The organism is Pseudomonas sp. RA_5y_Pfl1_P24 (genome assembly GCF_963970945.1).
Taxonomy (GTDB): Bacteria; Pseudomonadota; Gammaproteobacteria; order Pseudomonadales; family Pseudomonadaceae; genus Aquipseudomonas; species Aquipseudomonas tritici.
Genome location: NZ_CAXAOJ010000010.1, coordinates 1 through 14,668, shown reverse-complemented (window position 1 = coordinate 14,668; position 14,668 = coordinate 1). Strand labels below are relative to the sequence as shown.

Here is a 14,668-nt window from a genome sequence, read left to right as displayed (position 1 = left end):
CGAGCCTAGGCGAGACACCGAGTGGTGGGGCGAAGGCCTTTTGCTTACTTTTGGGCCTTTCCAAAAGTGAGTCGCTGTAAGAGCGAAACCCTAAGTGGCCGTTATCTAAATAACGGATATACACTCGATCCTAGTCGCCCGACACATAGCCATCGCAGGCAAGCCAACTCCCACATTTGAACCGTTTCTCGCCAGATAAAAGTCGCCGCATGCCCAGCCGCCGCGGGAGCAAGCTCCCTCGCCACAGGTCTGGCGCAGCCCCAAAAGCGCTGTAGATACCCAAACCTACAGCACTGAAACCAACGTGCCGCCGAGAAACATCTGGTCAAGCCAAAACACCTGATGCAACAACACAATCACCCAAAACAACACCTGATAAGACACCTTGCGCGTCTTGTGCCGGAACACCTGCTGGGCAATCAGCGCCCCCGGCCAACCGCCCGCCAACTCCACGGCATGCAGGATATTTTCCGGCGTGCGCCAACTGTCGGTGCGCGCCTTGCGCTTGTCGCTCCAATACAGGAAAAACGCGATCACGCTGACCACGCCATAGGCCGCCAGCGGGATCACGGTCTCGCCGCGCTGCCACACCAGTACCGAACCCAACAGCGGCGCCGCGCACAGCAGCACGAAGAGCGCTGCCTTCAAGCGTGGGTGCTGAATCATCATGCCTTGGCCGCGGCCCAGTCGATCCAGCCGAATTGCCAAGTCGCCAGGATCAACAAGCCGAACGCAATGCGGTACCAGGCAAACGCTGCATAGCTGTGGCTGGCGATGAATTTGAGCAAGCCCTTGACCGCAATCATCGCGAAGATGAACGAGGTCACAAAGCCGATGGCGAACACCGGCAAGTCCGCAGGCTGGAACAGGTCACGGTACTTGTAGCCCGAATACACCGCCGCACCCACCATGGTCGGCATCGCCAGGAAGAACGAGAACTCGGTGGCGGTCTTGCGCGACAGGCCGAACAACAGGCCGCCGATAATGGTCGAGCCGGACCGCGAGGTGCCCGGAATCATCGCCAGGCACTGCGCCAGGCCCACCTTGAGCGCGTCTTTCCAGGTGATGTCATCGACGGTTTCGGCATGCACTTCGTGCTCGCGGCGCTCGGCCCACAGCATGATGACGCCGCCCACCACCAGCGCCGTGGCCACGGTGATCGGGTTGAACAGGTAGTGATGAATCAGGTCGGCGAAAATCACCCCCAATACCACGGCCGGGAAGAAGGCGATCAAAAGGTTGACGGTGAACCGCTGGGCCTTGCGCTGGGTCGGCAGGCCGCTGACCACTTCGAAAATCTTGCCACGGAATTCCCACACCACGGCGAGGATGGCGCCCAGCTGAATGATGATGTTGAATGCATTGAAACGGTCGCCGGTAAAGTCGAGCAAGTCGGCGACGATGATCTGGTGGCCAGTGCTGGAAATTGGCAGGAACTCGGTAAGCCCCTCCACAACGCCAAGAATCAATGCCTGTATGGCGGTCCAAAAATCCATGCTTCCCCCAAAGGTCTTGCTCTATGGCAAGCCTCATTGATCTTTTTAATGGTTCACTGACGACAAGATACGATGCTGGACTTTAACCCCCAACCTGCAAAAATCTTGTGAAAAATCAGACAGTACTCAGGTTTTCCGAGTACAGGCCGAAAGCCTATCAGACAAGGCGGAAAAGTCGATGCAACGCCCACAATTATAAAAAGCCCGGAGTGACAGGACGATGAACAGTTTGCGCAATATGTCGATCAGCCGGCGCCTCTGGCTGATCCTGATAGTCGCCGTGCTGATGCTGTTGGCCCTGGGTTTGCTGATGCTCAAGCAGATCCATGACGATCTGTACCAGGCCAAGCGCCTCCAAACCCAACACGTGGTCCAGACCGCCAACGGGATTCTGACGTTTTATCACAGCCTTGAGACGACTGGCGTGATGACCCGCGAAGCCGCCCAGAAACAGGCCATGAGCGTGGTGCGTGGCTTGCGCTACGACCATGACGACTATTTCTGGATCAACGACCTGACGCCGGTGATGATCATGCACCCGGCCAACCCCAAGCTCGATGGCCAGAACCTTTCGGCCATTCGTGACCCTGACGGGTTTGCCGTGTTCAACGAATTCGTGATCCTGGCCAAGGCCAAGGGCGCCGGCATCGTCAACTATCGCTGGCCCAAGCCTGGGGCCGACGCACCAGTGCCGAAAACTTCGTACATCCAACTGTTCCAGCCGTGGGGCTGGATTATCGGTTCCGGTGTGTACGTGGATGATGTGCAGGCCGAGTTCAGCACCCAGGTCTGGAAAGCCTCGTTTATCGGCCTCGGCATTGCGCTGGTGATGGCGTTGCTGGTCTCACTGATCGCCCGCAGCATCGTGCGGCCGTTGCAGGACGCGGTGAACGCCATGGGCAACATTGCCAGCGGCGAAAGCGACCTCACCCGCACCCTCGACACCCACGGCCGGGACGAAGTCACCGAATTGGCCCATCACTTCAACACCTTCACCGCCAAGTTGCGCGAGGTGGTGAGCCAGTTGCAGGTATGCGCCAACGCGCTGGGCCAGTCCTCACAGGACCTGGGCAACAATGCGACCCAGGCCCATGACCGCAGCCAGCAACAGTCCCAGCAGATGGAACTGGTGGCCACCGCCATCAATGAAGTCACCTACGGCGTGCAGGACGTGGCCAAGAACGCTGAACACGCCGCCAGCGAAATGCGCGATGCACAGGCCCAGGCGCAGCAAGGCCAGGTCAATATCGACGGCAGCCTGCAACAGATCGACCAACTCTCCAACACCATCAGCCAGGCCGTGGAAGTGATTCGTACCCTGTCCGCTGAAAGTACCCAGATCGGCAGCGTGCTCGAGGTCATCCGTTCCATCGCCGACCAGACCAATCTGCTGGCCTTGAACGCGGCGATTGAAGCGGCACGCGCTGGCGAGCAAGGCCGCGGCTTTGCGGTGGTGGCCGACGAAGTACGCCTGCTGGCTCAGCGCACGCAAAAATCCACGGCGGAGATCCAGGGCATGATCGAGCGCCTGCAAGGCCACTCGGAAGCGGCGGTCAACGTGATCAGCGACAGCCACAGCGCGTCGCAAATGACCATCGAGCAAGCCGGCCAGGCCGGCGCCAGCCTGACCGCCATCGGCCAGGCCCTGCACAACCTCAACGGCCTGAATGCGTCGATTGCCAGCGCCACGCTGCAGCAGGCGCATGTGGTGGAAGACATCAACCAGAACGTCACCCAGGCCGCCGGTTTGTCCCACAGCACGGCGTTGGCGGCGGAACAGTCGAGCGTAGCAAGTGTGCACTTGCGCAGCCTGAGCGATCAGCTCGACGGACTCTTGCGCCAGTTCAAAGTCTAGTCCCGTAGTGAGCGGGCTTGCCCGCTCATACAAGCCAATTCCTACGCCAATCTTCTTTCGTTACAATCCCCGCCCTCTCCCACTCTCCCAAGGAACCACCATGTCCGGGCTTGAACTGTTCGCCGCTGCCCTGGGGGTGATCGCCGTGTGGCTGACGGTCAAGCAAAATCCTTGGTGCTGGCCGATCGGGCTGGTCATGGTGCTGCTTTACACCTGGGTGTTCTACGATGTGAAACTCTATTCCGACATGCTGCTGCAGGTGGTTTACGCCGCGCTGCAAGTCTACGGGTGGTGGCAGTGGACCCGCGCCGGCCAGATCAAGCAAGGGCGCCAGGTCACCCGCCTTGGTGGGCTGGCAATCATGGCCAGCCTCACGGTGGGCGCAGTCGGCAGCCTGCTGCTCGGTGCCGCCATGGCCCACTGGACCGACGCCGCCCAACCCTGGCTCGACGCCGCGCTCACCGGTTTCAGCCTCGTGGCGCAAATGTGGATGGCGCAGAAGCGTGTGCAGTGCTGGGCGTTGTGGATTGTGGTGGACGTGATCTTCGTCGGGCTCTTCCTCTACAAAGGCCTGTACCTGACCGCCGCGCTGTACGCGCTGTTCACTGTGATCGCCGTGCAAGGCTGGCGTGAATGGCGCGCCGACCCGGCGTTGCACGCATGAAAGTGGTGGTATTGGCGGGTCCCGAATCCAGCGGCAAGAGCTGGCTGGCGGCTGAACTGCAAGCGCACTTCGGCGGGCTGATGGTCGGTGAATATGTGCGCCATTTCATAGACCATCATCGACGTGATACCACCTTGGCCGATATCCCGGCCATTGCCCGCGGCCAACTGGCCTGGGAGGACGCTGCCCGCGCCGAACAGCCTGAGTGGCTGATCCTCGACACGCATTTGCTGACCAACAGACTCTGGAGCCAGACCCTGTTCGGCGACTACCCAGCGTGGCTGGACAGCGAACTGCTGGCGCGGCACTACGACCTGCACCTGCTGCTCTCGCCGGATGATGTGGAATGGACCGCCGACGGCCAACGCTGCCAACCGGAACTGGCGGATCGGCAGGCGTTTTTCGAGGATAGCCTGGCGTGGATGCAGCAGCATCAGCAGGCAGTCGTAGTGATCAGAGGGAATTGGGAGGAGCGCCAAGTCGCGGCCTTCAAGGCCGTAGAAGAATTATTGCTGTGAGCGAGGCAAGCCCGCTCACTGCAGGCGTGGTTAGTAGCCCAAGGAAAGCCCGGTGTTGCGACGCGGGTCATTCGCGCCATAGAAGCGGTTATTCCCCACCGGTTTGCCACCCAGGGATGGAGCACCCACGAGGATCGCCGCCAAGTGGTTGGCGTCCTGCGGGCCTGCAAACGTGTGGCCCCAGCTTTCAAGGATCTTCTGGGTGTCCGGGCTGACCGCGAAGGTCTCCAGGTTAGTCATCTCAGGCATCCACTGCTGGTGGAAACGCGGTGCGTCCACGGCTTCCTGGATATTCATCTTGTAGTCGATCACATTCAGGATCGTCAGCAAGGTCGCTGTGATGATGCGGCTGCCACCTGGCGTACCCACTACCATCACCGTCTTGCCATCCTTGGTCACGATGGTCGGGCTCATCGACGACAGCGGGGCCTTGCCCGGTGCAATGGCGTTGGCTTCACCTTGGACCAGCCCGTACATGTTCGGCACACCGACCTTGACGGTGAAGTCGTCCATTTCATCGTTGAGGATCACCCCGGTCTTGCTCGCCATCACGCCTGCACCGAACCAGTCGTTGAGGGTGTAGGTAACCGACACCGCGTTGCCCCACTTGTCGACGATGGAGTAGTGGGTGGTGTTATTGCCTTCATGGGGCGATACACCCGGCTTGATCGCCTGGGAATCACCGGCCTTTTGCGGATCGATCGCGTCACGCAGTTTCGTCGCGTAGTTTTTGTCCAGCAGGTGCTCGATCGGGTTCTTTACGAAGTCCGGATCACCGAGGTAGCTGTTACGGTCCACATAGGCGTGGCGCATGGCCTCGATCTGGTAATGCAGGCCTTGGGCCGAGTGATAGCCAAGGTCGGCCATCGGGAAGCCTTCGAGGATGTTCATGATCTGGCAAATCACCACGCCACCGGAGCTCGGCGGCGGTGCCGAAACGACGTGGTAGCCACGGTAGTCGCACTCGATGGGCGCCAGCTCGCGGGTTTTGTAGTTGTCGAGGTCTGCCTGGGTGATTATGCCTTTGCCAGCCTGGCTGGAATCCACCAGGGCCTTGGCAACCCAACCTTTATAGAAACCGTCACTGCCCTTGGCCGAGATTTCCTTGAGGGTCTTGGCCAGGTCTTTCTGCACCAGTTTCTGACCCACCTGCAGCGGTTGGCCGTTATGCAGGAAGATTGCGCGCATGTCCTTGTCTTTTTCAAACTCGCCGGTAGCGGTATGCAGCAGGTCGATATCACCCTGCTCCAGGGCGAAGCCGTTTTCCGCCAGTTTGATCGCCGGGGCGATGACCTGGGCACGCTTGAGGGTGCCGTATTTGCTCAGGGCCAGCTCCATGCCCGAGACAGTGCCAGGTACGCCCACAGCCAGATGGCCCTTGGCGCTGAGGCCTTCGACGACGTTGCCGTCTTTGTCCAGGTACATATTGGCGGTGGCCGCCAGCGGCGCTTTTTCGCGGAAATCGAGGAAGGTCTTGCGCCCGTCAGCCAGTTGCACGGTCATGAAACCGCCACCGCCCAGGTTACCCGCCGCCGGGTATACCACGGCCAGCGCATAGCCCACGGCGACGGCCGCATCGACCGCGTTGCCGCCGGCCTTGAGCACATCCACGCCCACATGTGTTGCCAAATGCTGGGCCGTGACCACCATGCCATTTTCACCGGCCACCGGGGCCTGGGAGGCGGCTTGCACACCACTGACCGTCAACACCAGGGCGGTGGCAATCAAGGTACGGCTGAAGGGTTGGTATTTCATCCATGGCTACTCTGGTTATTGAGATGCACCAAAATAGCCCGTTGCGGATTTAATCCCCAGCGCAATGGCGTTTTTATTACAGAACCTGTCGGTCACAGAACGGGCTTGAAAAAGCCCATGTTCTATCGCTCGCTCAGGCCGGTACGTTCGGCGAGAATGCTGCGCAGAACCAGCGCCAAGTCTTTCGCTTGCTGAGCCGTCGCAACATTGGTAAATCCCATCATCAACCCCTGCCCCCACCCCACCTCGAGCGTCCACGATGACAACGCTTGAACTGCCAACCCTGCACGATCAGCCGCCTCAGCCACAACCCGATCCGGTACATCCACCACCAACCGAGCCAAGAGGTTAATCCCGCCCGCCTGCTCATCTACCCGCAAAAACGCCGCGCAATGCACCCGCAACGCCGCCGCCCAATACCCCCGACGCTGCGCATACAACTGCCGCATTTTCTTCAGATGCCGGGTGAAATGCCCCTGCTCCAGAAAATCCGCCGCCGTCAGCTGCAACAACTGCGCGCTGCGCTGCTGCAACGCATGAGCACCCCGTTCAAACACCTCGACCAACGACACGGGCACCACCAGATACCCCAACCGCAACCCCGGGAACAGCATTTTGCTGAAGCTCCCGGCATAGATCACCCGGTCATCCACATCCTGGCTCTTGAGCGCTGCCAGCGGCTGGCCGCGATAGCGAAACTCACTGTCGTAGTCATCCTCTACCACCCAACTGCCTTGCGCCCGCGCCCACTCCAGCAACGCCTGCCGACGCGCCGGGCTCAACGCCACACCCAACGGGCTCTGATGCGCCGGGGTAACAATCGCCAATCGTGCCTCGCGCTCGCGCGCAATGCCTTGCTCGACATCCAGGCCATCGCGATCCACCGGCACCGGCACCAGCTCCACACCGTGATGCATCAACAATTGCCGCGCATGCAAATACCCAGGGTCTTCAAACCAACAGCGTTGCCCCGCCATCGCCAGGGTGTCGCACACCAACGTCAGGCACCCCGCATACCCGGCACACACAAATACCTGCTGCGGCGAGCACTCCACGCCCCGATACAACGCCAGGTAGCTGGCGATCGCCACACGCAGCGCCTGGGTGCCACGTACGTCGCCCATCGCCAAGCTGTCGGCGTCGGTGCGGCGCACTTGCTGGGTGACCAACCGCGCCCACAGCTTGCGCGGGAACGCATCCAAAGCAGGCAAGCCCATCTGCAGCGGACGTGGACCTGAAGTGCCTGGCAACGAGGCCGGCATTGGCTTCACCGACTTCGGCGGCAACGCCTCGGCGATCACCGTTCCCGCTTGCCCGCGCGCCTCAAAGAAGCCCTCGCTGACCAATAGCTGATACGCCGCCTCCACCGTACCGCGCGCCACCTTGAGCTCCTGTGCCAGCGCCCGCACCGACGGCACGCGCTCACCGGGGCGCAATTGGCCCTGGTCGATGGCCTGGCGAAAGCGCCGGTAGATTTCCTGGTATTTGGGTAGTGACGACATCGCAAGTGGCTCGACGCAAAGACAGGCCGAAGTCTGATCATGTCCCAACCCACTTGTCCAATCATGCCCCTGTCGGCCCCCGTTCACCCCCACGACAATGGCGCATCCCTGACCGAACAAAGGAATGCCCATGAAACACCGCCTCGATTACGCCCAGGCCGCCCCTGTCGGCTACAAAGCCCTGGGCACGGTGCACAGCTACATCCATGGCTGCGGCCTGGAGAAAGAACTGATCGACTTAGTGTACCTGCGGGTCTCGCAACTCAATGGCTGCGCCTATTGCTTGGACAGCCACTCCCGCGACTTGCTCAAACAGGGCGTGAGCCTGGAAAAAATCATGCTGCTGGCTGCCTGGCGCGAGGGGCTCCCGCTCTTTACCCCGCGTGAACGTGCCGCGCTGGCCTGGGCCGAAGTGGTCACCCCCGTGGCGCAAACCCAAGTGCCGGATGCAGATTACACAGAGGTCGCGGCGGCATTCAGTGAGAAGGAAATCGCCGACCTGACCCTGGCCATTTCGTTGATGAACGCGCTTAACCGCGTTGCGATCAGCTTCCGCAAAGTGCCAGCAGCGATAAAGGCGCACGTTGAGAACCAAGGCCATGAATGAACACGTCGAATGCGTACAGATGGAAACCCAGGCCGATTTCATCGCCTGCTTCGCAGTGATGCAACAGCTGCGCCCGCACCTCACCGACGCCACGGCCTTTGCCGCGCAAATCCAGCGCCAACGGCAAAACGGCTATCGCCTGCTGGCCGCACGCGAAAACGGCCAGGTGATTGGCCTGGCCGGCTACCGGTTGACCGAAAACACCCTGTATGGCCGCTTTATATACGTGGATGACCTGGTGATAGACGCCGCATTGCAGCGTCGCCGGCTGGGTGAACGCCTGCTGGATCGCGTGCGTCAAGAAACCCGCGCGCGTGGCTATCGCTGGCTGGTGCTGGACACCGGCATGCACATGGCCATGGCCCAGCGCTTCTATTTCCGCCAGTGCCTGCTGCCCCTGGGCATGCACTTTTCCCAGGATTTGAGCCAATGACTCACGCCCTGCTCCTCAGTTTCAGCCCCCACGGCAAAGCCGCGCAGACCTTCAAACTGGCCCGCGCACTGTTACGCGACCTGATGCCGGACGCGCAGGTGACCGAACGCGATTATGGCAGCCAGGCACTGCCGCCCTTGACCCGTGAATACGCTAACGCGCTGACCACGCCGGGCGGACTCAGCGCCAGCGCGACGGGGCTGTCGGAACAGTTGATAGTGGAACTCGAAGCCTGCGGCCTGCTGATCCTCTGCACGCCGGTGCATAACTTCACCGTGCCGGCGGCGCTCAAGGCCTGGATCGACCAAGTGGTGCGCATCCAACGCAGCTTTACGGTGAATGAGCAGTTTGAAAAAGTCGGCTTGCTGAAGGACCGACGCACCTTTGTGCTGGTCAGTTCCGGTAACGCCCGCAAGGGCCATGAGCCGGACTTTTTCACGCCGTACATGACCGCGATCCTGTCTACCGTGGGCATTCAGTCAGTCGATTTCGTGTATCTACCGGCCATGGTGCGCGGCGCAGAAGCGGTCAACCGCGCGCTGGAGCAGGCTCATCAGCGACTGTCGGTGGCAATCAGCTCTGGCCTATAAAAATAATGGCGCTAGAATCAGCGCCATTCTTGCGCCTGACTCCCTGATACGAGCCCCCCCATGAGCTTTGATTTCGACACGATCCACCCCCGCCTCGGCACCGGCAGCACCAAGTGGAGCCGCTACCCGCAGGACGTTTTGCCGATGTGGATCGCCGACATGGACATCGCCGCGCCCCCCGCCGTGCTGCAGGCGCTGCATGCACGCCTCGACCAGCAGGTCCTCGGCTACAGCGTCGCCGGCCCGGATGTGCGCGAGGCGATCGTCGCCGACCTGTGGGCCAAATACGCTTGGCGCGTACAACCGGATGAGCTGCTGTTCCTGCCCGGCGTCGAACCGGGTTTCAACATGGCGCTGCACGCGTTTGTCCAGCCGGGCCAGCCGGTGGTGCTGCAAACCCCGAACTATCGGCCAATCCGCCTGGCCCCAGGACACTGGAACCTGCCGCGCATCGAAGTCCCCTTCGAGCTGATCGACGGTGAATACTTCACGCCACTGCCAGCCTTGCACGATGCGCTGGCCGGCGCGGGTGCACTGCTGCTGAGCAACCCGCACAACCCCATTGGCAAAGTCTTCCCGCGCGAAGAACTGCTCGCCGTGTCCAGCGCCTGCCTGGCAAACGGCGCGCTGATCATCTCCGATGAAATCCACGCCGAGCTGTGCTTTGACGGCCGCCGCCATATCCCCACCGCCAGCCTCAGCGATGAGATCGCCCAGCGCACCATCACCCTGATGTCGGCCAGCAAGGCCTATAACGTGGCGGGTTTGAAGACCTGCTTTGCGGTGGTCCAGAACGCCGAAATCCGCGAGCGCTTCAACGCGGCCCGTTGCGGCATGGTCGACAGCGTCAGCCCCCTCGGGCTGGAAGCCACTCGTGCGGCCTACAGCCAATGCGGCGACTGGCTCGACGCGCTGGTGCAGTACCTGCAAGCCAACCGTGACTACCTGCTCAAGGCCGTGCAAACCCGCCTGCCCGGTGTGGTGATGCATGCACCGCAAGGCACCTACTTGGCCTGGCTGGATTGCAGCGCGCTTGGCTTGGATGACCCGCAACAGTTCTTCCTGGAACAGGCCAAGGTGGGCTTGAGCGCGGGGATCGAGTTCGGTGACGACAGCCAGCAATTCGTGCGCCTGAACTTCGGCTGCCCACGGTCGATGCTGGAAGAGGGTTTGCAACGTATGGAACGGGCACTGCGCCAACGCCAGGCTTGACTCACCCTAAGCTGAGCCGTAATGGGCTCAGCTTTTGCTCTGCTCTGCTTTTGATCTTGATCTCAGGCCCCCCGCCAGCCGGCGTCGACACGGGATCGTCACAGCTTGGCGATGGACACTTCGGTGGACTTCACAAAGGCAATCACTTCACTGCCCACTTTCAACTCCAGATCACGTACCGAACGGGTAGTGATCACCGAAGTGACGATACCGGACGCCGTTTGCACGTCGATTTCCGACACCACGTCCCCCAGCAGAATGTCCTTGATCACGCCCTTGAACTGGTTGCGCACGTTGATCGCTTTAATAGTCATGTCGGCTTTCCTTTTTGGCTGTTGGGTCAATCCGCACGTATGCGCAGGCCCTCAAAATGCGCCATCGCAGACCAAATCAAAAAGAATATATAACTATTTATTTATATCACTAAGGCATATGCGAGCTGTTGCCCTGCCAACAGCGCTTCAAGAATTTGCCAACCTCCGTAGCAGCTGCCGAGCGCCAGCGAATCGGCGTGGTCCGGTGCTGGCGCAGCTGAAGGCTGCTGTGCTTGAGCGAGCTGCAACGCGCCCATGTGATTTGAATTGAAACGGCTCCCACACTTAACTCAGTGTGACCCAATACCGCGTCCGCGCCTGCACCTCGAACCCCAGCGTTGAGGCCAACAGGTTGAGGATTCGGTCGGTGTCGTCCAAGCGAAAACTGCCTGTCACCCGCATACGCTCCAGGCGTGAATCCCAGCGCAACACCCCTGGGCGATAGCGCTCCAGCTCCCGCAGAAAATCCCCCAACGGCTGGTTCTGCGCCGTCAACACCCCCTCGCGCCAGCCCAACTGCGACACATCAAACGGCGCCCAGGCGGCCAGCCCGCTGGCGTTCAGGGGGGCTTGCTGGCCCGCCTGCAAGGTCGTCACTTGCCCGTTCAGGTCGCGCACGTGAACCAAGCCCTTGAGCACCGACACCCGACAGCCAGCGGCCAGTTGCCGCACACACACTTCGGCCTGACTGACCCTCACCTCGCCGTATCGGGTGTGCACGGTCATCGCCGCCGCGCCAGGTACATTCAGCGCCAACTCACCGTCCACCAAGGTGATGCGGCGCTGCGCCAGGTCCACTGCCGTCGCGGTATTGAGTTGCAAGCTGACGCCGTCGGCCAATGGCAGGCGTTTGCGCTCACCGGTGGCGGTATGCAGGTCGGCGCGCCATGCCTCGATGGGCAATTGACGGCTGACCAGCCAGGCAGTCGGCACCAATACCGCGACCCCCAAGGCACGCTTGAGCACAGCGCGCCGCCCCGGTTGCGGGCGGTCAAGGCTGGCCATCGCCAGGGCCTGGGGCAGGTCGCTGAAACGCTGGCGCAGGGTTTGGGCTTTCTGCCAGGTCTGTTCGTGTTGAGGATGGCTTTCACGCCAATGCTGCAACGCGGCGTGATCACGCTCGGTGGCCGCGCCGGATTCGAGCAACGCCAACCACTGGGCGGCGGCGCGGGCGACGTCACGGCTCACAGGTCCACCAGCAGGCAGTGCTCGTAGGCTTGGGCCATGTAGCGTTTTACCGTGCGCTCGGACACGTCGAGACGCTCGGCGATCTCGCGGTAGCCCAGGCCTTCCAGTTGGCTCCAGAGGAAGGCGCGGCGGACCAGCACCGGCAAGCCGTCGAGCAATTCATCCAAGGCTTGCAGCGTCTCCAACACCAACCAGCGCTGCTCGGGGGACGGCACGCATTCTTCCGGCAGGTTCGCCAAGGCAGTCAGATAAGCCAGTTCAAGGCTGCGCCGCTGATGAAAATTCACCAGCAGGCGCTTGCCAACGGTCACCAGGTACGCCCGCGGCTCCTGCATCTGCGCAATCGGCTGGGCGCTGGCGAGCACCCGCAAAAACGTATCCTGGCTCAGGTCCGCGGCATCCCAGGTATTGCCCAGGCGCCGGCGCAGCCAGCTTTCGAGCCAACTGCGGTGGTCACGGTACAGGCTCGACAAGGTCAGTTCGGGGGCGTGGGTCGGTACAACAGCATCATTCATGGCTAGCGACCTGCGCGGCGCGAGTGAGTCTCAAATGAGATTCATTCTATTTAATATCGCACTGACACACCATGCCCTTTTCAACAATGCGTTTAAAGCATGGCGGCCTTCTGCCGCAGCAAGTCGATAAACCACCCCAATTCCCGGCTCACCCCCTCGCCTTTGCGCAATAACATGCCAAACGGCGCCAGCCGCACCTCCAGGGCTACCGGCAACGCCACCACCAAACCCATCTTCAGGTAATCACGCAGCGCGCTTTCTGACAGCACCATCACCGCGTCGGTCAGCTGGATCAACTGCTGCATGGAGTACACCGAGCTGCATTCGATGATGTCCGCTGGGCTCGGCAGCGCCAGGTCCTGCAGCGCCTGGTCGAAGCCGATACGCGCCGGGCTGGTTTGCGGTTGCAGGATCCACGGCCAGTCGCGCACCAATTCCTCCAAGGGCACGTGTTCGCGCTGAGCCAGGGGATGGCCCGCAGCAGGTCGCACCGACGGTGCGCCGCGCCAGGCCGGTGATCCTGACCGCACTGGCGGCGGCGTTGGCGTTTATTCCGCTGACGTTGTCGGTGTTCTGGTCATCCCTGGCCTTTGGGCTGATCGGCGGAGTGTTGGTGGGGATGGTGTTGACGCTGTTGTTTTTGCCCGCGCTGTGCAGTTTGGTGCTGGGGCGAGAGAAGACGAAAACTGTCGAAACTTCCCACATAACTGCCGGATAAGCTCTACTCCCCTCCCCTGAAAAGGTCCGCAAAGTCCCTCGCCTGAATACACAGTGCGAGGGATTGCAGATGGACTTGTCTGTTGTTGGAGCTGTTTCTTGAACCCGGCCATTGGCAGGCTGGCCCTGACGCCAATGGATGTGAAGACGGTCGATGTCGAGGCCGTCTTTCGCGATTTCCGTGAATGCCTGAACACGTTTGATGACTGGGCGTCGAGCGTCTGGAGCTTTTCCGCGCTGGATATCGAGCAGGTGTTCAAGGTTGGGGATGAGGTGGCGTTGGTCGCGCCGATCAACCGTTCTCTTTATCCCAGTACCACCACCGCCACCTGCCAGGCCAACGGCACGTTAACCCTGGTGCACATGTTTCAAAGCACGCAATTCGTGCCCATCGGCAACACGCCGGTGATGCTGCAACGCGTCGATCCCAACGGCGGCCCACTGGGCGAACCGCTCCACAAAACGATTGGCCCAAGCGGCATTCTCGAAATCAACGAGTGTGATCGCAACCAGCAGTACCGGGTCAGCTTCTATCCCAACGTTTCCAAAGATCACGTCAGGGCGCTGTATGCGTCTTATCAGGCGGTGATTGATGCATTGGACGTTCGCCTGCGCAACGAGTGGAAAAGCACCTTCCAAGCCCAGTGGAAGGACTACACAGACGCTAACCCGCTTGATCAGCGCAGGATGCTGGAGAAGGCATTTCTACATGGGATGGGCAAGGCGCTTTACAGCCTGTGGCACAACATCACACAGCTGTACGACCTACTGGCAGACATCAAGCCTAACAGCGAAAAGTTGCTTCAATACGTCTCTGAGGCCGAGCTTGATGAGCTGCTGAAACTGGGCAGTGAATCGATTGCCAAGGGTTTGCTCGTACTCAGTGATGAACCGCTGTTGTTCATCTATCTGGCGGCGATCTCCAGCTGGGTACGGATGTTGCCGCCACCAGAGATGAACGAGGTGATGGGGGAAATCACCGGCGAAGTGTTGATCAATCTGCTGCTGTTGAGGGTCGCGGGCGCCATGGGTGTGGCCGTGCGCCTGGGTGTGCAGGTGCTGAGTCAAATCAAGTCTGGTAGAGCGCGCAAGTTGCTTGAGATGTTGGCGGATCAACTGGTGGGGCCTCGGTTGGAGCCGCATATCGAAGCGGTTAAACCGATTCTGCTGGGGGCCCCGGCGACGCCGATCAGGGTGATTCCGGATGTGCCGCTGAAGGTTGGGGATCAGGTGGTTTCCAATCCGGTGACGATGGTTAGGGACAAGCTGGAACAGCGGACGGTGTTGGTGCGGCTGGAGCCT

General features: G+C 60.9%; 14 protein-coding genes and 3 pseudogenes. 9 read left to right on the top strand and 8 right to left on the bottom strand.

The annotated features are described in order from the left end of the window. Positions 1-285 precede the first annotated feature (285 nt). Together AACY30_RS18175 and AACY30_RS18170 are read right to left on the bottom strand one after the other, a co-directional pair. Positions 286-669: a DUF1294 domain-containing protein gene (locus tag AACY30_RS18175; protein ID WP_065909282.1), complete on the bottom strand. Its 384-nt coding sequence runs from the start codon at positions 667-669 to the stop codon at positions 286-288. Next, positions 666-1,496, bottom strand: a complete 831-nt coding sequence (locus tag AACY30_RS18170) for an undecaprenyl-diphosphate phosphatase (protein WP_049708511.1) — start codon at positions 1,494-1,496, stop codon at positions 666-668. The genes AACY30_RS18175 and AACY30_RS18170 overlap by 4 nt, the downstream gene beginning before the upstream one ends. Positions 1,497-1,716: 220 nt before the next feature. Between AACY30_RS18170 and AACY30_RS18165 the strand changes: the two genes are divergently transcribed. The 3 genes from AACY30_RS18165 to AACY30_RS18155 all read left to right on the top strand — a co-directional run bounded on the left by AACY30_RS18165 (position 1,717) and on the right by AACY30_RS18155 (position 4,533). Further along, positions 1,717-3,351 carry a methyl-accepting chemotaxis protein gene (locus AACY30_RS18165; RefSeq protein WP_339540867.1) on the top strand — a complete coding sequence of 545 codons (1,635 nt, stop codon included), beginning with the start codon at positions 1,717-1,719 and terminating at the stop codon, positions 3,349-3,351. A 100-nt stretch (positions 3,352-3,451) separates the two neighbouring features. Then, positions 3,452-4,015, top strand: coding sequence for a nicotinamide riboside transporter PnuC (pnuC, locus tag AACY30_RS18160; protein ID WP_339418932.1), 564 nt, complete (start codon positions 3,452-3,454; stop codon positions 4,013-4,015). After that, on the top strand, positions 4,012-4,533 hold the full coding sequence (locus AACY30_RS18155) for an AAA family ATPase (protein WP_339540956.1): 522 nt from the start codon (positions 4,012-4,014) through the stop codon (positions 4,531-4,533). Before pnuC ends, AACY30_RS18155 begins: the two co-directional genes overlap by 4 nt. 30 nt (positions 4,534-4,563) lie before the next feature. On the opposite strand, the gene ggt is transcribed toward AACY30_RS18155, so the two are convergent. Next, complete coding sequence (ggt, locus tag AACY30_RS18150; protein ID WP_339470039.1) at positions 4,564-6,288, bottom strand: gamma-glutamyltransferase; 1,725 nt, start codon at positions 6,286-6,288, stop codon at positions 4,564-4,566. Positions 6,289-6,410: 122 nt separating this feature from the next. Beyond that, entirely contained in the window at positions 6,411-7,790 is a 1,380-nt protein-coding gene (pdxR, locus tag AACY30_RS18145) for a MocR-like pyridoxine biosynthesis transcription factor PdxR (protein WP_339540866.1), read from the bottom strand. 130 nt (positions 7,791-7,920) lie between these two features. Here pdxR and AACY30_RS18140 point away from each other — a divergent pair, with 130 nt between their 5' ends. Genes AACY30_RS18140 through AACY30_RS18125 form a run of 4 tightly spaced genes read left to right on the top strand, consistent with a single transcriptional unit; the run spans position 7,921 to position 10,632 of the window. Next, complete coding sequence (locus AACY30_RS18140) at positions 7,921-8,397, top strand: carboxymuconolactone decarboxylase family protein (protein WP_339540865.1); 477 nt, start codon at positions 7,921-7,923, stop codon at positions 8,395-8,397. Then, positions 8,390-8,830, top strand: a complete 441-nt coding sequence (locus AACY30_RS18135; protein ID WP_339540864.1) for a GNAT family N-acetyltransferase — start codon at positions 8,390-8,392, stop codon at positions 8,828-8,830. The genes AACY30_RS18140 and AACY30_RS18135 overlap by 8 nt, the downstream gene beginning before the upstream one ends. Beyond that, positions 8,827-9,420 carry an FMN-dependent NADH-azoreductase gene (locus AACY30_RS18130; RefSeq protein WP_339540863.1) on the top strand — a complete coding sequence of 198 codons (594 nt, stop codon included), beginning with the start codon at positions 8,827-8,829 and terminating at the stop codon, positions 9,418-9,420. The genes AACY30_RS18135 and AACY30_RS18130 overlap by 4 nt, the downstream gene beginning before the upstream one ends. 60 nt (positions 9,421-9,480) lie before the next feature. After that, on the top strand, positions 9,481-10,632 hold the full coding sequence (locus AACY30_RS18125; protein ID WP_339540862.1) for a MalY/PatB family protein: 1,152 nt from the start codon (positions 9,481-9,483) through the stop codon (positions 10,630-10,632). Positions 10,633-10,730: 98 nt separating this feature from the next. Here AACY30_RS18125 and AACY30_RS18120 read toward each other — a convergent pair whose 3' ends face one another. The 4 genes and pseudogenes from AACY30_RS18120 to AACY30_RS18105 form a co-directional block, all read right to left on the bottom strand. Next, positions 10,731-10,946: a TOBE domain-containing protein gene (locus AACY30_RS18120; protein ID WP_339418922.1), complete on the bottom strand. Its 216-nt coding sequence runs from the start codon at positions 10,944-10,946 to the stop codon at positions 10,731-10,733. Positions 10,947-11,231: 285 nt separating this feature from the next. Next, a complete protein-coding gene (locus AACY30_RS18115; RefSeq protein ID WP_339540861.1) occupies positions 11,232-12,134 on the bottom strand; it encodes a FecR domain-containing protein in 903 nt (300 codons plus the stop codon). Beyond that, the gene (locus AACY30_RS18110) at positions 12,131-12,649 is read right to left on the bottom strand and encodes a sigma-70 family RNA polymerase sigma factor (RefSeq protein ID WP_339470044.1); all 519 of its coding nucleotides are present in this window, start codon (positions 12,647-12,649) and stop codon (positions 12,131-12,133) included. Before AACY30_RS18110 ends, AACY30_RS18115 begins: the two co-directional genes overlap by 4 nt. Positions 12,650-12,741: 92 nt before the next feature. After that, positions 12,742-13,128 (bottom strand): annotated as a pseudogene (locus AACY30_RS18105) (LysR substrate-binding domain-containing protein); the annotation flags it as partial. 5 nt (positions 13,129-13,133) lie between these two features. Between AACY30_RS18105 and AACY30_RS18100 the strand changes: the two are divergent. Both AACY30_RS18100 and AACY30_RS18095 read left to right on the top strand, forming a co-directional pair. Then, positions 13,134-13,367: pseudogene (locus AACY30_RS18100) on the top strand (hypothetical protein); the annotation flags it as partial. Positions 13,368-13,465: 98 nt separating this feature from the next. Further along, a pseudogene (locus AACY30_RS18095) lies at positions 13,466-14,668 on the top strand (type IV secretion protein Rhs); the annotation flags it as partial.